The sequence below is a fragment of the Faecalibacterium sp. BCRC 81149 genome (assembly GCF_022750605.1).
Lineage (GTDB): Bacteria > Bacillota > Clostridia > Oscillospirales > Ruminococcaceae > Faecalibacterium > Faecalibacterium duncaniae.
In genome coordinates, this window is sequence record NZ_QXJA01000002.1 from 156,986 (window position 1) to 175,614 (window position 18,629).

The following is an 18,629-nucleotide window of genomic DNA, read 5'->3' on the forward strand; positions in this document are numbered from 1 at the left end:
GTGCTGCGGGTACTCCGCCCGGCAGACGTTTCGGAATCAGAATGAAGGAATGGGTGAAAAAGGAGGAAGGTGTTTCTTTTGGTGAGACCTCAGAACAGCAGCCCACAGGCTACGCAGCCCACAGCGACCATAATGGCAGATGCAGCCCATGCGTAGGGGAGGGTGTGCTTCTGATGGTCGCCCAGATCCTGGCCGGAAAGGCCCAGCAGCAGGAAGGTGGCACCCGTCAGGGGACTGAGAGGGAAGCCCAGCGTCATCTGGCCCATGATGGAAGCCTTTGCCACAGCCAGTGCGTTGCCGCCCATAGCGGAAACAGCGTTGGCGATGACCGGCATAACACCGTAGTAGTAGGAGTCCGGGTCAAACAGCAGGCTCAGCGGGACGCTGAACAGGCCGACGATGGGAGCAATGAAGGTGCCCATGCTGGTGGGGATGATGGAGACCAGAGCGTCGGTCATGGAAGCCAGCATACCGGAATTTTTGACCACACCGGTGAATGCGCCTGCGGCAAAGACGATGGAGACCATCAGGAATGCGGCCTGTGCGTGACTGTTGATGATCTTGTGCTGCAGATCCACACTGGGGTAGTTGACGATGAGCAGGACGCAGTAGCCGATCATAAAGGTGACAGCCGGGCTGAGGCGGTTGGTAACGAGGATGTACAGGATGACCAGGATCAGTGCCACATTGAAGTACCAGCGCCAGCCGGAGCGGGCCAGTTCGTTGGAGGTGTTGGTGGTCTTTGCTTCGGTCAGACCGGTGACCTCCTGCGCGGGGATGCCTGCAGCAATGCGCTTGGCTTCCTTTTTGCCCAGGAAAGCCGCGACGAGCAGACAGGTCACCAAGCCTGCGATCCAGGCAGGCATGATGCCCACCCACAGCTCGCTGCCGGTGACTTCATAGCCCAGGCCGGACATGGCTGCTGCTGCACGGACTGTGGGGCCGCCCCAGGGCATAACATTCATGATACCGGCGGCCAGCGCCACGATGGTAGCCTCTACCCAAAGGTTCATTTTCAGCTTCTGGAACAGGGGCATACAGGCGGGGATGGCAATCAGGAAGGTGGTGGCACCGGAGCCATCCAGATGGCAGATGCAGCCGATGAGGAAGGTATCGATACAGACCTTGACGGGGTCTTCGCCGGTAAACTTCAGGATGCGGTTGATGATAGGATCAAAGACACCGGCATCCGAGCAGGTACTGAAAAACAGGATGGCAAAGATGAACATGACACCTGTGGCAACGATGCTGCTCAGGCCCTTGCCCATATAATCTGCGCTGAGGATGGAAAGTGCCTTGGTAAAGCGGGTGCCGAACGTGATGACCGGCTCAACATAAGCAGTTCCGGCCTTTTCGGCAGCAGCCTGTGCGGCTTGGATGATGACATTGGGGGCGTTGATGAATGCTGCGATGAAGCCGGTGATGGCGGGAACAAAGATCAGAGCTACAAGGGTAGAGACCTTCTTGCTCATGATCAGTGCCAGCACCAGCAGAATGGTGACGAACCCTAATACTGCCAGCATGTGATTTCTCCTCGATAATGTGTGTAAAGGTGGTCAGAGATCAGAACACCTGCTTCTCGTGCAGCGTGTTGAACTGCTCTTCGGTCATGCCCAGAACACCCTCAAAGATGTCCCGGTTGTTCTGCCCCAGTTGGGGAGCGGGAGTGCGCACAGAGGGCTTGGTATCCATCAGTTTGATGGCACAGCCGTTCACGGTGACCTTGCCCAGGGTGGGGTGATCCATTTCCACGAACATCTCGCGCTCCTTGACATGGGGATCGTCCAGGATCTCCTTGATGTTCATAATGGGGCCTGCAGGGATGCCGTGGGCCAGTACCAGCTCGGCGGCCTCGTTGGGGGTCAGATCCTTGATCCGCTCCTCAATGACCTCGGCAATGGCATCCTGATTGGCCAGACGGCCCGGCATATCCACGAACCGGGGATCGGTGATCATGTCCGGGCGTTCCAGCACCTCATTGCAGAGCTTCTCGTACAGCTTCTGGTTTCCGGCAGCAATGATGACCTTGCCGCCCTTGCAGGTGAAGCTGTCGTAGGGGGAAACAGCGGCATAACGGTTGCCCATGGGGGCCGGGATGTTGCCGGTCTCGATGTACTTCAGGGCAGTGTTCTCAGTGGCAGCGATCATGCTGTCCATCAGACTCACGTCCACCCGCTGCCCTTTGCCGGTAATGGTGCGGGCGTTGACTGCGGCAAGGATGCCAATGGTTACATGAAGTCCGCCCAGAATATCACCCAGCGCCGAACCGGCACGGGTGGGCTCTCCGCCCTTGGAACCGGTGATGGACATCATACCGCCCATGGCCTGAGCCAGAATATCATAGCCCGGGCGCAGGTGGTAGGGACCGTAGCAGCCAAAGCCAGAGACCGCCGCATAGATGATGCGGGGATTGATCTCCTTCAGGACATCATAGCCCAGCCCCAGCTTGTCCATCACGCCGGGACGGTAGTTTTCCACCACGATATCCGCTTTTTTGACAAGCTCCTTGAAGATCTCCTTGCCCTCAGGGGCCTTCAGGTTCAGGGTGATTCCCTTTTTGTTGCGGTTGATATTGGCAAAATAGACGCTTTCCCGCTCACCGTTCAGATTTTTGGCACGGAAAGGGGGATAGCTGCGGGTGTCGTCACCGCCTTTGGGGACCTCGATCTTGATGACGTTTGCGCCCATGTCAGCCAGCATCATGGTGCAGAAGGGGCCGGCAAGCACACGGGTCAGGTCGAGAACCGTCAGGTTCTCCAATGCCATATGTTCACTCATGTTACAGCTCTCCATCCTCAACGTGGATCTTCATGCGCATCACGGCACTGCCCATGGATTTGCCCAGGCTGTCCAGACGCAGGCTCATGGTGGCACCGCCGCCCAGAGCGTGCTTCATAACAAAGTTGAAGCCGTTCAGGCTGGGCACGTCGTAGCGGGTGATCTCGCCCTTGACCATGTCGCCAAAGTAGGCTTTGAGTTTTTCGGGGGTCACCTCGCGCTCAATGATCTTATAGTATTCCGGTTTGCGTGCATACACACAGACATTGCTGGTATCGCCCTTGTCGCCGGAGCGGCCGTGAGCAATATCGTTCAGATAGATCTCTGCCATCTTACTTCACCTCCAGAATGTGACTTTCGACCTGTACGGCATCGCGGGGCACGGTGGTGGGCCACAGTGCCATCACTTCCTGCACGCGGGCACGGCCGCCGAAGAAGGAGGCACCCGGAGGGCCGTTCAGCTGCAGGGGGCTGATCTCGGGAATAATCTTGGCGCACTCGCTCTTGTCCTCGCTGAACACAGCAATGCGCAGCACGCACTCGTTCAGGTTCTTCAGTGCCTCTTCGCTCATATCGGCCACGCCCAGATGCAGGCTGTTCAGGCCGATGTAGCTGATGTGGATGTCGTCGGCCTTCATACCGCGGCGCTGCATCTTCTTCATGATGACCTCGGCGCAGTACTGAGCCTTTTCGTAGGCATCAGGCCATGCAAAGCTCAGCATGGAAACAGTCTTCCAGCCCTTGTGGTAACCCACGCAGAGCTTGAGCGTGTCGGGGCGGGGCTTGCCCTTGACACCGCCGATGCGGACACGGTTGTCACCCACCTGGGTGATGGTAGCATGGCTGATATCCACGTTGACATCCGGGGTCAGGTAGTTGGCAGGATCGTGGACCTCGTACAGGAACTGCTCCTTGCAGCTCTGTTCGCAGATGATACCGCCGCAGTCGGGAGCCTTGGTGATCTCAAAGGTATCATCGGTCAGCTCTGCGATGGGGAAGCCCAGCTCGTCCATGCGGGGGACATTGCGCCAGTCGTACATATAGTTGCCGCCGGCACCCTGACCGCCGCACTCCAGCAGATGGCCTGCCATGATGCCGCGGGCCAGATTGTCCCAATCGTCAGCAGCCCAGCCAAACTCGTACTTCAGCGGAGCCAGGAACAGGGCGCTGTCAGCCGCACGGCCGGTGATGACCACATCGGCACCCTCTGCCAGGCATCCCTCAATGCCCTCATGGCCGATGTAGACATTGCAGTTGTAGATCTTGTCCAGAATATCGTTGAAATTGCCGTCGTAGTCGAAGTTGGGGAAGGTCCAGCCATCCTTCAGCAGCTGCGGGATCTTATCCTTGATGTTATCGCCGGTCACATAACCGATCTTATAGCCGCTCATGCTGTTGCCTTCTGCCCACTGGCGGATGCCGTCCACGCAGCCATTGATGTTCATGCCGCCTGCGTTGGTGCAGATTTTGATGTGCTTGTCCCAGGCTTCCTTGCCGGCCTCCTTCAGGATGCGGGTGGTGAAGTCGGGCGCAAAGCCCTTGGTGGGGTCCTTGAGCTGCTGCTTTGCCATGATGGAAAGGGTCAGCTCTGCCAGATAATCACAGCCCATATACTGGATATCGGCATTGCGGATCATGTGGATGGCCGCGTCCGGGCTGTCGCCCCAGAAGCCCTGGCCACCGCCGATTGCAACTTTCTTCATTCGATAGCCTCCTTATAAATGAAAAGGTGATATCAGCGTCAAACATAAGTATAACGTTTGACTCAATCGTCGTACTGAGTGTAGTACAACGATTTACTAATGTCAAGAAAAAAACGAAGTTTGGAGGAAAAGAAATTCAACTTTGTTGAAACGGCCAAAAAGAAAAAAGAAAAATATACAGAGTGCACAAAAACGGCTGGTTTGAGATTGGAGAGGCTTTTTTGGCTTGTCAAGATACGGGGAAACGGGTACAATAAACCTGATATCAGAAAAAGGTGGGGAAGAGCATGGTTACGATCAAGCAGATCGCGCAGGAGGTCGGGATCTCGTCCAGTACGGTCAGCATTGTTTTGGGCGGCAAGGCGGCAGAGCGGAAGATCAGCACGGCCACGCAGGAAAAAATTTTTGCGGCGGCGGCACGGCTTGGCTACCAGCCCAATATGGCTGCCCGGAGTCTGCGGGGCGGCAGCGGTGCCAATGAGCTGGTGGTGGCCATGTTCTGGGCACAGGATTTCCGGGCCAGCATGATGCTCCGCTTCTGGGATGGTCTGCGGGCCGAGATCGAAAAAACGGCACGTCCGGTGCGGCTGGTCATCTATCCGTATGTCAACGACCACCTGAAGGAAAGCGAGGCACTGACCAGTGGCGCAAACTGCCATGCGGCCATCATCTGCAATGCGTCCTATGCGGACCTGCAGTTTTTGGAGGACACGCAGCTGCCGATCCCGGTGGTGCTGTACAACCGTGTTTGCAATGGGTATTGCAGCGTCAATGTGGATGATCTGAAGATGGGTGCTCTGGCGGCGCGGGCTTTTGCCGATCAGGGATGCAGGACGGCGGCAGTTCTGACGAGCAGCCCGGTCTTTGAGGGGATGGAAAATCGAATGCATGGGTTCCGGCTGGAAGGGGAGCAACACGGGTTGACGATCCTGGCCAACCGGTATTGTGAAAATAGTATACGAGGCGGTTACGAAGCAGTTTCGCATCGGCTGCGGCATGAGTGGAAGCAGCAGCTGCCGGACGCAGTATTCTGCGGTTCCTCGGCCATTGCGCACGGTGCGCTGCGGGCTTTTTGTGAGGCTGGATATATCGGTGAAAAGCTGCCCCGGCTGATTGCTGTAGGCAACGGCCCGGAGGAAATGGATGCGTTTTCGATCCCGAGCCTGAGCGTAGTCTATCTGCCCATGGAGGATATGGCGCGGGAGTGTATCCAGTTGGTGCTGGGGCAGCTGGACGGCCGGATCGCCACGGCGGAAAGTCGGCTGCTGCCGATCGAGTATGTTCCCAGGGAGAGCTGCGGGCCGCTGACAGAATACGCTGCACAATAAAAAAAGCCCCGCACCGGCACGCAAAACGTGCGCAGTGCGGGGAAGAAAGAGCAGTCAGCCCTCGGCGCTGATACAGTACATGGAAAAGGTGCTGGAAAATAACAGGGTGTCGGTCTCGTCTGTGATCTCCACAGCCACCACACAGATGTGCCGACGGCGGCTGACTGTCCGGCCGCGGGCTGTCAGGTGACCGGCTTTGACGTTGTGGATGAAGTTGACCGAAGCATTCTGGGTGACATACTGCCGCCCGTCAGAGCGGGCAGTCAGCCCGGCACAGCAGTCCGCCATGGTGAAAAATGCGCCGCCGTGCACATAACCGTAGATGTTGGTGGTGTCCCGCCGGATGTCCAGCGACATGACGGCGCTGTCCGACGTTACCGATACGATCTCGATGTGATTGTACTGCATGAATGGATTTTCAAGCATTTGTGCAATGTTCTGTTCCTGCATAAGGAGCCTCTTCTTTTTGATTGTGGTACAACGTTGTACGAAATGAGTTGGACGGTTTTTATTATAATCGCATTTTCCGCAGGATGCAAGCAGCAGGAGGTTTGAAAATAAATGGAACGGCCATCATTACGCAGGCAGCTTGTAATGATCTTTCTGGGAATCGCCATTCCCATTGGGATTCTGCTGGGGCTGCTGCTCTTTTTCTCAGGGCTTTATAACCGCAATCGGCTGGCGGCTGCGGCATCCGGCGGCCTTGATATGTTTACCACAAATTTTGAGAATCAGCTGGATTCGGTGGAAAACTACCTGCTCAATCTGTCGTTGAACGATGCGACCTTTCGCAGCCTGAGCGAACAGACCGATCGCACCCGCGCCTACCTGGATGCCTATGAGATCGCACAGGGGTTTCCGGCGGTATTGGCTGCCAATGATACCCTGATGGGAGTGGTGCTGCGCAGCGGCTCAGGCAACCTGTATGTGGGGCGCTACGGTGCAGCTGCCCAGCAGCTCAAGCAGAAACTGAATCTGGAAGCGTATCTCGGCCAGCCGGGCCAGACCAATAAAATGATGACAAAGGGATGGTATCTGCGCACCATCGGCCAGCGGCTTTATCTGCTGCGCAGTGTTTTCTACCAGAAAGCCAGCCTGACCGCTGCGGTGGATCTGCGGCTGGTGTTTGAAGAACTGGTGGAAGACTATGGGCTGGACGGCCGGGTCATTGTGATGAACGACAGCGGCAATGTGTTGGTAGGGGATGCCAACCTTCTGCCCACAAAGATGGAATGGAACAGTGAGGGGTATTGCCTGACAAAGGTGGGCAGGGACAGCCGACTGGTGGTGCGCAAACAGGTCAAAGCGCTGACGGTATTGTATCTGGTTCCCTACCAGCATTTCGGAGTGGACTTTGCGCCGTATCAGATCCTGCTGGTGATGGGCGCTGTTTTTGTTCTGCTGGCGATCCCGTTTCTCCTGTTTTATATGAAGCACGAGATCTTTGCCCCTATGACGGCGTTGGTGAGCACGATGGACAGGATCGGCCGTGGTGAACTTTCGGTGCGCTCCAGTGTGGATTATCGCAACGCTGAGTTTACGCAGGTGAACGAGACCTTCAACCGGATGATCGACCAGATCACCCAGCTGAAGATCGACGGTTACGAAAAGGAGCTGGAAGCCCGCCGCAACGAGATGACCGCCCTTAAGCTGCAGATCCGGCCCCACTTTGTGCTCAACTGCCTGAAAAGTGTCTATGCCATGGTGCAGACCGGCAGCCGCGAGGATGCCCAGCAGCTGATCCTGCTGCTGAGTCGGTATCTGCGCTATATCCTCTCCTTTACAGCGACCACAACGCCTCTGCACACTGAGATCGAGCAGTGCTGCAATTACGCGGAACTTTCCAGCGTGGGGCAGAACGATCCCGTGGAGGTAGTATGCGAGATCGACCCGGAACTCAGCGAATTGCCCTTGCCGCCGGTCTCACTGCTGACGCTGGTGGAGAACAGCGTCAAGCACGGCAAGATGATCGGCAAAACGCTGAAGATCACGATCACTGCAAAGCTCCTCGAAACGGAAGAGGGCTGCATGGCTGATCTTTCGGTGGCGGACAATGGCACAGGCTTTACGGCAGGGGATCTGAAGCAGCTGAACTGTGCAGCCCCGCAGGAGGAGAATGGACAGCACGTCGGGCTGTTCAATGTGGTACGGCGGCTGCAGCTGCTCTATGGGGAAAAGGCAGCCATCGCCTTTACCAATAACCGCCGGGGCGGCGGTGCCAGGGTGGAGCTGTTCCTGCCGATAGATCCCGTCTTACAGAAGAAGGAAGGAGAAACAGCATGAAACTGCTGATCGTAGATGATCAAAGCACCGTGGTACAGGGACTTTTGCACTGCACCAACTGGGCAGCAATGGGATTTACTGTGGTGGATACGGCTCTGAACGCTGTGGATGCCAAGGCCAGCCTGCTGCGGCAGGAGGCCGAGGTCATGCTCTGCGATATTGAAATGCCCATGGAAAGCGGGCTGGATCTGTTGGACTGGCTCCGGCAGCGAGGGATGACCACACGCTGCATCTTCCTGACAGCCCACGCTGAGTTCAAATATGCGCAGGAGGCACTGCGGCTGGGCGGTTTTGATTATATCATGCAGCCTGCCCCTTATGAACAGGTTGCGGATGCAGTGAGCCGTGCGCTGGAAAATGTAAAAGAGGAACGGGCGGCGCTGGAGCTGCAGAGCAGGGGAGCTGTTTTTGACGACCAGAAAAAGGAGATCGTGGAGACTATGCTGCGAGGCTTCCTGTTAGGCAACGCCCCGGGAAGCAGCCTGACCGCGTTTGAAGAACTGAGCCTTGTACCCCGGCGGGAGCGGGAATGCTGGGTTGCCCTGATGCAGCCGCTGCGCTGGAAGCAAGGCGAGGAGCCGTGGGAGCTGAGCCTGCTGAGCACGGCAGTGGGGAATATGAGCAGCGAGGTGTTCACGCCGCTGCAGGTGCTCAGCGTGACGGTGGCGATCCCTGCGGAGCAGTGTCTCGTTCTGGTGCTGCAAAGCCGGGTGGGGGAGCCGCTGGAGGCAGACTATATCACCCGGCAGCTGAATTATCTGCAAAGTGCGTGTGCGCAATATATCCACTGCGAGGCGGCTTTTTATCCGGAGGGGCCGCAGTCCTTTGAACAGGCACCGGGGATCTACCAGGAGCTGCTGCAGCAACGGAGCGAGAACGTGGCCCTGAAAAGCGGTGTTCTGCTGGGTCGCCCAGCGGAAAAAGCGCCGGAAGTGTTCCGTATCCCGCAGATCGGTGCATGGCAGAAGCTGCTGCAGACGGGATGTGCGCAGGCAATGGAGCAGGAAGCCTGCCAGCTGCTGGATAAGCTGACGGTCAACAACCAGCTGAACAGCCAGACTTTGCGGTATTTTTATCAGGATTTTATGCAGATGCTCTTCTCTTTTCCGGAAAAGAAACGGCAGGGCGATATGTTCCGGGAGCCGGAAGCCTTGGAACTTTACCGCAACGGCATGAAGACCGTGCCGGATATGAAGGCGTTGGTCCATTATGTGGCCTCGGTCTGGGATAACGAAACGGAAGAAAGCAGCCAGAGTACCGTGGAGATCATTATGGCTTACATTGCTGAGCATCTGGAAAACGAGCTGCGCCGGGAAGAACTGGCCGAGGCTGTCCACCTGAATCCGGATTACATGGCCCGGCTTTTTAAGAAAGAGACCGGCTTGAATCTGAAGGATTATATCATTCAGCAGAAAATGCAGGAGGCACAGAGCCTGCTCTGCACCACCAATCTGCCCATCAGCCTGATTGCGGCCAAGGTCGGGTATACGAATTTCGGGCATTTCTCCACTTCTTATAAGAAGTTCTATCACAAGACCCCACAGGAGGAGCGCAGCGCAGCATTATGAGAGAAACAAGGATGGCTCGCAGGACATTTTTACAGCTGACCGGTGCTGCAGCCGGGGCGGCTCTGCTTGCTGGCTGCGGGGAGCGGGCGGCATCGACGGAAGAAAGTGGAACAGAGCCTATGGTCACAGTGCTGATGCCGGGCCAATCGGATGAAACTGCCTGCGTCCGCATTTCGGCGGCGCTGAGCGAAGTCACAAAGCAGAAGCTGGGCTTCGGCGTTTCCATCGAGCAGGTGGCACCCACCAATTACTCGGCAGAGCTGTGGAAACGGATGGTCTGCCAGACTATGCCGGATCTGTTTTTCCTCACAGAGAATCAGCCGCTGGATGTTTACCTGAATCAGAACTGCATCCTGCCCCTGAGTGCGCTTTTGGAAGAATATCCCGGGCTGAAAGCTCTGTTCTCAGAGCAGCAGTGGGCGAGCAGGACCTATTACCGCCGCGTCTATGCAATCCCGGCACGGGCAGTCTCGACGTATCAGGTCGGCTTTCTGGCCCGGGCCGACTGGATGCGGGAGCTGGATGCCAGACCGGAGGAGATCACAAATCTGGATGCCCTGCACGACCTGCTGATGCAGGTCAGGCAGCGTCGGCCCAATGCAGAGGGGGTCCTGCCGGATAATGGACAGGTTTTTCCTTTTCCGGAACTGGATCCTCTGGGAGATACCTTTGGCGTTCTGACCGAAGAAAGCGGCACCACCGTTGTCAACTGGTATGCCGCGGATGCTTACAGCAGGCTTTGCAAAACCATGCATCAGTGGTATCAGGAAGGATTGATCCTGCGGAATGCCAGCCTGCGGGACGAACCGGCCACCGATCGGATGCGGCTGTGCAACAGCTTCGGCTTTTTTGCACGGCTCAACCGGGATTCACTGGACTGCTACACCCGGGCCTGTGGCACAGAGCTGACTGCCATCCCGCTGGGGCCGACCATTCAGAACGGCTCTATCCCGGCGGAGAGCTGGTGCCTGCCTGTGACCAACAGCCACCGCAGGGAGGCACTGGCTCTTCTTGAACTGCTGTACACGGATGCATCCTGCTATGATCTCTTTGCAAACGGAGATGGGAAAGAGGAGCAGTTCCATCCGTGGCAGAATCTGTATCTCAACGCCAGCGGACTGCTGCCGGAAACAGACGAGCAGCCGCAATGGGTCTCTCCGGCCTATGGGTTCGGCTTCAGCAACAGTGCAGTTGCCGCAAAGCTGGATGCCTGCCGGGCACTGAAGAACAGCTATCACAATGGACTGATGTGCGGCTATCTGGATTCGGAAGAGGCACTCCCGGAGTTTTTGGAAAAACTGGAACAGGCCGGAATACAGGAGATCCTTCAGGCAAAACAAATCGCATTGGATAACTGGCTGAACGCATCGCACTGAAACAGGCAGGGCTGGGAGACCGGCCCTGTTTTCTTTTTTCGGACAGAAGAAACCTCTGAAAATGAAAAACAGAGGTCGGAAACTTGAAAAAATGCGGCAGCTCTCGGAACAGGAACACGGAAAATGAAAAATTAGTTTCGTTTTTTTGGTAGCTGGAAAAGCTCCCGGTGCGCTAAACTAAATACAACAAAAGCACGGCAGACACAGAACCGTGCAGACGAACGCAAGAATAAGAAGGACAAGAAGGAGAAACCACTATGAAACGTATCTCTCGTCGAAACTTCCTCAAGGCTATGGGCATTTCTGCAACGGCCCTGACACTGGCCGCATGCGGCGGCTCTTCCAGCTCCACCGCAGCAAGCACCGCCGGTTCTTCCGCTGCCAGCGCAGCAGCAACCGGGGAACCCAAGGCAGGCGGAACCCTGCGGCTGTGCTATTCCAGCCCCATTGCCACCCCCGGTTACACCCCCCGTGCCACCGGCAACGCGGCTATTTACTACCTGACGCTTTCTTATGAAAGCCTGACCAGCTATGATGCCGAGGGCAATATGATCCCCAATCTGGCAACGGAGTGGGATGTGAACACCGATGAGCTGAGCATTACCTGGACTCTGCGGGAGGGTGTCAACTTTGCAGACGGTGAGCCGTTCAACGCTGAGGCCGTCAAGCGTAATATCGAGGAGTATCAGGCCAACAACCGCACCGAGACCGCAAACATTGCCGAGTGCCAGATCATTGATGACACCCACATCAAGATGATGATGGCAGAGCCCAACTCCTCCACGCTGGAATCGGTGGGCTTCTTCGTCTACTACATGAGCCCCAAGGCACTGGAGAACCCCAGCAGCCTGGATGCCGCTACCTGCGGCACCGGCCCCTTCCAGCTGAGCGAGTTCGAGAACAATGCCTACGCTATCTATACCAAGAACGAGAATTACTGGAAAGAGGGGTTGCCCTATCTGGATTCCGTGGAAGTGACACTGGTCACCGAGCCCAGCACCGCAAGCACTGCTTTCCAGGCCAACGAGTACGATATGTACTGGGTAGGTCTGGCCAATCCCACCATCCTGCAGCAGCTGGACGGTGCCGGTATCTACGTCAAGGAAGATAACCAGAACGGTATGGGTGTCGAGAGTCTGGGTCTGATCCCCAACAGTGCCATTGACGGCCCCTGGGCCGATGCCCGTGTCCGCCGCGCCCTGTGCTACGCCATCGATGTGGATGCCATCAACGCAGCATTCCTGATGGGCATGGCACAGATGACCGACCAGTGGGCAGTTCCCGGTTCCGCCACCTACAACGACAGCCTGAATCATTTTACCTATGATCCGGAGAAGGCAAAGTCCCTGCTGGCAGAGGCTGGTTATGCCGATGGTTTTACCACCAACATTGTCACCATCAGCAGCATGTCCGATATGCTGACGGCCATTGCCAACATGCTGGACGAGGTGGGCATCCACTGCAACATCCAGCAGGTGGACGGCGCAACCAACAACCAGTACATGAAGGATGGCACCTGGGAGGGCCTGATGCTCCACTTTGCAACCATCGCTCCCGATCTGGGCCTGTATATGGGTCGTCATCTGGACAAGAACGGCGCTTACTACGCCAAGGGCATCCAGCATCCCGACAAGGAAATGCAGCTGCTGGAGGAGATCCGCCGCTGCATGGATCCCGATGAGAAGCACAAGCTGGAAAAGGAGTTGCAGGCAGCGATCTACGATGCCGAGGATGGCTCCTGCCTGTTTGGCCGCGTGCTGTACGTGAATAAGTCTTCCATGTACAAGTACGATTACGTCATCGACGACCACGCAACCGAAGCCTTCACTGCTTGCTGGGATCTGTCCGCCTGCTGGCTGAACAAGTAAGCGACCAACCTTAGTGTATCACGACCGGAATACGTTTCTCCTTATTTCGGCAGATTCCGGCGCGGGTAACTGCGCCGGAATTTGTTTTAGAGGGGGAGAAAGGTTCCGCAGGAAATGGAGCGAACTATGAAATCGAACAACCTTGCCAAAATGATCGGCAAGCGTGTGGTGCAATCCTGCATCACCATTCTGCTTGTCACTCTGTTCGTCTTTGCCCTCATTCAGATGGTTCCGGGCGATCCCGTAGCCAACTATCTGGGTGCAACCGCTACCGAAGAGCAGATCACCTATTACCGCCACCTTTATGGTTTCGATCGTCCGGTCATCGTCCAGTATCTCAGCTGGATCGGCGGCCTGTTCCGGGGCACCATGGGCCAGTCCATCAGCTATCAGTCTGAGATCGCTGACATCATCCTGCCCCGTTTGGGCACCACCCTGACCATGGTGATCCCGGCTTTCATCATCGGAACGATCACCGGTATCCTGTTCGGCATCATTGCTGCCAAGAACCGCGGCAAGGCCATTGACAGTGTGATCTCCTTCTTTGCGAACATCGGCGTTTCGATGCCCATGTTCTGGCTGGGTATGATGGGGATGCTGGTGTTTGCCCTCAAACTGCGGGTCCTGCCCAGTTCCGGCTATGTTCCCATCACCCGTGATTTTGGCGGCTGGCTCAGCCACATGATTATGCCCATCATTGTGCTGAGTCTGGGTGTCAACGCTGGCTTTGTCCGTCTGACCCGCTCCTCCATGCTGGAAGTCATGCGGCAGGATTATGTGACCACCGCCCGTGCCAAGGGCGTTTCCAAGAAGGATGTTACCTTCAGGCATCAGCTGCGCAATTCCATGATCCCCATCGTCACCACCATGGGAATGCGCCTGGGTTCCATGGTGGGCTCCACCGTCCTGATCGAGAGCCTGTTCGTCATCCCGGGCCTTGGCAGTGTGATGATGAATGGCATCAGCAACCGTGACTTCATGCTGGTGGCGAACGGTGTGCTCATCATCTCCATCTTTGTTGCCATCTGCAACCTCGTGGTCGATATCCTGTACGGCATCATCGATCCCCGCACCCGCTAAAAGGAGGAATGAACTGTGGAAAACAAGACAAAAAAGAAGGGTCTGCTGGATCGTATCACGTCCTCCCGCGTGTTCCGGGTCATGTTCAGCCGCAAGATCATCGTGGTCTGCGCAATTTTGCTTCTCATCATGGTGCTCATCGCCATCTTTGCTCCGGTGATTGCTCCCTATGATCCCAACAAGGATGATCTTTACAATGTTCTGAAGGGCTGCTCTGCCGAGCACTGGCTGGGCACCGACTCCAATGGTCGTGATGTTCTGAGCCGCATCATCTATGGTGCCCGCATCTCCTTTACGGTCGGTATCGTGGCCGTGGTCATTTCCAGCGTTATCGGCATGGCACTGGGCCTGATCGCCGGCATGGCAGGCGGTGTGGTGGATGCCTTCATCATGCGTGTCATGGATGCCATGATGGCCGTGCCCATGCTGATCCTGGCTATGTTTCTGGGCGCGATCCTGGGTCAGGGCCTGGGCAATGTCTGCCTGGCCATCGGCATCTCGATGGTGCCCGGCTACGCCCGTGTCACCCGCGGTCAGGTGCTGAGCGTCCGCAATGCCGATTATGTCACCGCCGGTACCCTGTGCGGTGCATCCCGGATCCGCAACACGCTGGTGCATGTGTTCCCCAACTGCCTGTCCGTCAACATCGTCAGCATGACCGCCAGCCTGGGCGGTGCCATTCTGGCCGAAGCGAACCTGAGCTTCCTGGGCATGGGCATCACGCCCCCGACTCCCAGCTGGGGCGCAATGGTCAGCGGTGGCTATAAGTACCTGTCCACCCAGCCCATCATTGCCATTGCTCCCGGCATTGCGATCATCATCGTGGTGCTCTGCTTCAATATGTGCGGCGACGCTCTGCGCGATGCCCTCGACCCGAAGCTGCGCGGCACATTGGGCAGCGGCAAAAAGACCAAGCGCGCAAAGCGCACCAAGAATGTGAAAGAGGTGGCCTGAAATGAGCGACAAGCTGCTGGAAGTCAAAAACCTGAGCGTTGAATATGATACCGAAATTTCCACCGTCTATGCTGTCAATGGTCTGGATCTGGATCTGAACTACGGCGAGACGCTGGGGCTGGTGGGTGAGACCGGTGCCGGTAAGACCACCACAGCCCTGAGCGTCATCCAGCTTCTGCCCGAGGGAATCGGTTTTGTGACCGACGGCTCCATCAAGCTGGATGGTGTGGATATGCTGAATGCTCCCGAGGAAAAGATCCGTGCCATGCGCGGCAGTGTGGTATCCATGATCTTCCAGGATCCCATGTCTGCCCTGAACCCGGTGATGACCGTGGGGGCTCAGATCATGGAGGTGCTGAAGATCCACCATCCGGAGCAGAGCACTGCTCAACTGGAAGCCCGTGTGGACGAAATGATGGAGCTGGTGGGCATCCCTGCAAAGCGCAAGGTGGAGTACCCCCATCAGTTTTCCGGCGGCATGAAGCAGCGCATCGTCATTGCCATTGCGCTGGCCTGCGAGCCGAAGCTGATCCTTGCCGACGAACCCACCACCGCACTGGATGTGACCATTCAGGCCCAGATGCTGGGCCTGATCAATGAGCTGCAGAAGCGGCTGAACACCGCCATGATCCTCATCACCCACGATCTGGGTGTTGTGGCCCAGACCTGCGAGAAGGTCATGGTCATGTACGCCGGTGAGGCCATCGAGTACGGCACAGCGGAGGATATCTTTGAGACCACGCAGCGCCACCCCTACACCCAGGGGCTGTTCAACGCCATTCCCAAGCTGGATGAGAACACCAAGCGTCTGGAGGCCATTGAGGGGATGATGGCTGACCCCACCCAGAAGATCGAGGGCTGCCGCTTTGCTGACCGCTGCAAATATGCCACTGCAGCCTGCAAGAAGGCCCAGAAGATGCGGGAGGTCACACCGGGCCACTTCATCCGCTGCTGCCGGTTCGATCCGCCGCAGTCCAACACCTGAGCCGGGAGGAAATGACAATGGAAGAAAAGATTTTGATCGAGGCAAAGAACCTCAAAAAATACTTCAAAGTCGGCGCAAGCAGCCAGCTCCATGCGGTGGATGGCGTGAACTTCAAGATCAAGCGCGGCACCACACTGGGCGTGGTGGGCGAGTCCGGTTGCGGCAAGTCCACGCTGGGCCGCCTGCTGCTGCGGCTCTATGATGTTACCGATGGTCAGATCATCTACGACGGTACCGACATCACCAAACTGAATGCCAAGGAACTCAAGCCCATCCGTGCCCGGATGCAGATGATCTTCCAGGATCCGTCCGGTTCGCTGGATCCCCGCAAGAGCGTGAAGGAACTGATCGGAGAACCGCTGAAGATTTATAAAGCCTGCAAAAACCGTGACGAATACGATGCCCGCATCGCCGAGATCATGGAGACCGTCGGCCTGGATGAGCGTTATGCAGAGAGTTTCAGCCACGAGCTGGACGGCGGCCGCCGCCAGCGCATCGGCATCGGCCGCGCATTGGCCATGGACCCGGAGTTCATCATCTGCGACGAGCCGGTCTCTGCACTGGACGTTTCCATTCAGGCACAGATCCTGAATCTGCTGATGGATCTGCAGGATGAGAAAAAGCTGACCTATGTCTTTATCACCCACGATTTGAGCGTGGTCAAGCACATCAGCCACGAGATCATGGTCATGTATCTGGGCCAGTGTGTGGAATATGCCAAGACCGAGGACCTGTTCAAGAATCCGCTCCACCCCTATACCAAGGGTCTGCTGGATGCTGTGCCCATCCCCAGCCTGAAGGCCAAAAAGCTTTCCACCGAGGTCATGCGCGGCGAACTGACAAGTCCTGTGGACCCGGCTCCAGGCTGCCGTTTTGCGGCCCGCTGCCCCTATGCAACAGATGCCTGCCGCGGCAGGGATATCCCCTTGAAGGAAGTGGAACCCGGCCACTTTGTTAGCTGCACACGCTTTTGAGAACACGGAAAGGCGGGAAAATCAATGACAGAGGAAGAAAAAAAGACAGCTGCCGAGCAGAAGCAGCGTGAAATGGAAGAGATGATGCGGCAGGCGCAGGAGAGCTACCGGCAGGAGTATGCCAGTATACCCTACGACGGCCCGGTCTATGGCTGCCGCCGGGAGGAGCTGATGCTGCCCATGCAGGACGGAGTGAGGCTCTATACCGAGATATTCAAACCGGAGGGGCTTGCACAGTTCCCTGTGCTGATCCAGCGCAGCTGCTATCCCAATCAGCAGCCGCTGTATGAGATCAACGGTGTAGAACTGACCCGCCGGGGCTACGGCTATGTGGTCCAGACCTGCCGCGGCACGGGCAAGAGCGAGGGACATTGGGAACCCAACGTCAATGAGCGCCCGGATGGCCGCGATACCCTGCAGTGGCTCAACGACCAGCCCTGGGCAGAGAGCATCGGCTATTTCGGAGCCAGCTATCTGGCCCTGACCGGCTGGGCCATTGCAGATATCGTTCCACCCAAGGTCAAGGGAATGATGCTGACGGTCTATGGCACCGACCGTTTCAAATCGGCTTATGAAAAGGGGCTGTTCCGCCACGACGTGCTGACTGGCTGGGCAATGCAGAATGCAGGCCATCCGGTCACAGCGGACTATCTGGAAAGCTGCCGCTTCCGTCCCCACGACAAGGTGGATGAAGCGCTATGGGGTGGAAAGTTGGACTGGTATCAGGACTGGATCCACGCCACCCGCCGCACAGATGCCTACTGGCAGCAGGGCTGGTGGAAGCTGTTAGCCGATGTGCCCGGAAATACCAAGGTTCCGGTGTATATCATCGATGCATGGTACGATCACCATTTTGGCAGTGCCATCAACACTTATGCCTCTCTGGCCCCTGAGACCAAAGAGCACAGCTGGCTGGATATCGGCTGCTGGAATCATATGTCCCAGCCCTGCATTGCGTGGGGCGAACAGCACAATCTGGAAAACGGCGACATCCACCGGATGCTGGAATGGTTCGATCTGCTGCTGAAGCAGAAAAAACAGCCGGAAAAGCGGGTGCGCACCTATGTGATGCGGGAGGACCGCTGGAAAACGCTGGAGGCATGGCCCGCCCCCGTGAGCCGGACTGAAAAGCTTTATCTGGGTGAAACAACTCTGAATGCCGAGCCGGCAGAAGGGGAGCGCACCTTTGTGTATGACCCGGAGACCCCCGTGCCCAGCCATGGCGCAGAAAGCGTTCTGACCACCATTGCCGAGGCAGGCAGTCTGCTGCAGCCGGAGCCGGACTATCGACCCGATGTGGTCAGCTTCGTCAGCGCTCCGCTGGAAAAAGCACTGCCCATTTGTGGACAAATCAAGGTGCACCTGAATGTCTCGACCGATGTGGATGATACTGCCTTCACTGCCAAGCTGATGGAAGTGTTCCCGGACGGCAGGGCCTATAACATCCGGGGCGGCATCACCACCATTGCTGCCGACCTGCCGGAGGGGCAGACCTATACTCCCGGCCAGACAGCAAAGGTCTGTGTGGAGATGTGGGATATGAACTGGACGGTACAGCCCGGCAGCTGCCTGCGGCTGGATGTCTCTTCTTCCGACTTCCCGCAGTACGCCGTTCACAGCAATTACGCAGGAGTCTGGTCTGAACAGGGAAAGACCCGCATCGCCCACCAGAAGATCTTGCTGGGGGAGGGCAGCTTTGTAGAACTGCCCCTGCACGAGAACTGAGAGAAAG

Annotated in this window: 15 protein-coding genes; 10 read left to right on the forward strand and 5 right to left on the reverse strand. The window is 57.0% G+C overall.

Annotated elements, in window-relative coordinates:
• Positions 1-89: 89 nt before the first annotated feature.
• Genes D3F01_RS03670 through D3F01_RS03685 form a run of 4 tightly spaced genes read right to left on the reverse strand, consistent with a single transcriptional unit; the run spans position 90 to position 4,481 of the window.
• On the reverse strand, positions 90-1,523 hold the full coding sequence (locus tag D3F01_RS03670; protein WP_242885940.1) for a citrate:proton symporter: 1,434 nt from the start codon (positions 1,521-1,523) through the stop codon (positions 90-92).
• Positions 1,524-1,563: 40 nt separating this feature from the next.
• On the reverse strand, positions 1,564-2,778 hold the full coding sequence (locus D3F01_RS03675) for a CoA transferase (protein ID WP_179859170.1): 1,215 nt from the start codon (positions 2,776-2,778) through the stop codon (positions 1,564-1,566).
• 1 nt (position 2,779) lies between these two features.
• A complete protein-coding gene (locus D3F01_RS03680) occupies positions 2,780-3,109 on the reverse strand; it encodes a hypothetical protein (protein ID WP_005931688.1) in 330 nt (109 codons plus the stop codon).
• 1 nt (position 3,110) lies between these two features.
• Positions 3,111-4,481, reverse strand: coding sequence for an acyclic terpene utilization AtuA family protein (locus D3F01_RS03685; RefSeq protein ID WP_005931685.1), 1,371 nt, complete (start codon positions 4,479-4,481; stop codon positions 3,111-3,113).
• Positions 4,482-4,768: 287 nt separating this feature from the next.
• Here D3F01_RS03685 and D3F01_RS03690 point away from each other — a divergent pair, with 287 nt between their 5' ends.
• Positions 4,769-5,809 carry a LacI family DNA-binding transcriptional regulator gene (locus tag D3F01_RS03690; protein ID WP_242885941.1) on the forward strand — a complete coding sequence of 347 codons (1,041 nt, stop codon included), beginning with the start codon at positions 4,769-4,771 and terminating at the stop codon, positions 5,807-5,809.
• A gap of 54 nt (positions 5,810-5,863) precedes the next feature.
• Here D3F01_RS03690 and D3F01_RS03695 read toward each other — a convergent pair whose 3' ends face one another.
• Positions 5,864-6,259, reverse strand: a complete 396-nt coding sequence (locus D3F01_RS03695; RefSeq protein WP_005931675.1) for a PaaI family thioesterase — start codon at positions 6,257-6,259, stop codon at positions 5,864-5,866.
• 144 nt (positions 6,260-6,403) lie between these two features.
• Here D3F01_RS03695 and D3F01_RS03700 point away from each other — a divergent pair, with 144 nt between their 5' ends.
• From D3F01_RS03700 to D3F01_RS03740, 9 genes are all read left to right on the forward strand, one after another.
• Complete coding sequence (locus D3F01_RS03700) at positions 6,404-8,092, forward strand: histidine kinase (RefSeq protein ID WP_242885942.1); 1,689 nt, start codon at positions 6,404-6,406, stop codon at positions 8,090-8,092.
• On the forward strand, positions 8,089-9,660 hold the full coding sequence (locus D3F01_RS03705) for a response regulator (protein WP_242885943.1): 1,572 nt from the start codon (positions 8,089-8,091) through the stop codon (positions 9,658-9,660). The genes D3F01_RS03700 and D3F01_RS03705 overlap by 4 nt, the downstream gene beginning before the upstream one ends.
• A gap of 11 nt (positions 9,661-9,671) precedes the next feature.
• Complete coding sequence (locus tag D3F01_RS03710; RefSeq protein WP_242885945.1) at positions 9,672-11,036, forward strand: DUF3502 domain-containing protein; 1,365 nt, start codon at positions 9,672-9,674, stop codon at positions 11,034-11,036.
• Between the two features lie 257 nt (positions 11,037-11,293).
• On the forward strand, positions 11,294-12,904 hold the full coding sequence (locus D3F01_RS03715; RefSeq protein ID WP_242885947.1) for an ABC transporter substrate-binding protein: 1,611 nt from the start codon (positions 11,294-11,296) through the stop codon (positions 12,902-12,904).
• Positions 12,905-13,030: 126 nt separating this feature from the next.
• Positions 13,031-13,984 (forward strand): ABC transporter permease, encoded by a 954-nt coding sequence (locus D3F01_RS03720; protein WP_015565763.1) that lies wholly within the window; start codon positions 13,031-13,033, stop codon positions 13,982-13,984.
• Between the two features lie 15 nt (positions 13,985-13,999).
• A complete protein-coding gene (locus D3F01_RS03725; protein WP_117504490.1) occupies positions 14,000-14,938 on the forward strand; it encodes an ABC transporter permease in 939 nt (312 codons plus the stop codon).
• Between the two features lies 1 nt (position 14,939).
• Positions 14,940-15,923 carry an ABC transporter ATP-binding protein gene (locus tag D3F01_RS03730; RefSeq protein ID WP_005931657.1) on the forward strand — a complete coding sequence of 328 codons (984 nt, stop codon included), beginning with the start codon at positions 14,940-14,942 and terminating at the stop codon, positions 15,921-15,923.
• 17 nt (positions 15,924-15,940) lie between these two features.
• The gene (locus tag D3F01_RS03735; protein WP_117504492.1) at positions 15,941-16,897 is read left to right on the forward strand and encodes an oligopeptide/dipeptide ABC transporter ATP-binding protein; all 957 of its coding nucleotides are present in this window, start codon (positions 15,941-15,943) and stop codon (positions 16,895-16,897) included.
• A 24-nt stretch (positions 16,898-16,921) separates the two neighbouring features.
• Positions 16,922-18,622: a CocE/NonD family hydrolase gene (locus D3F01_RS03740; RefSeq protein ID WP_242885948.1), complete on the forward strand. Its 1,701-nt coding sequence runs from the start codon at positions 16,922-16,924 to the stop codon at positions 18,620-18,622.
• Positions 18,623-18,629 lie beyond the last annotated feature (7 nt).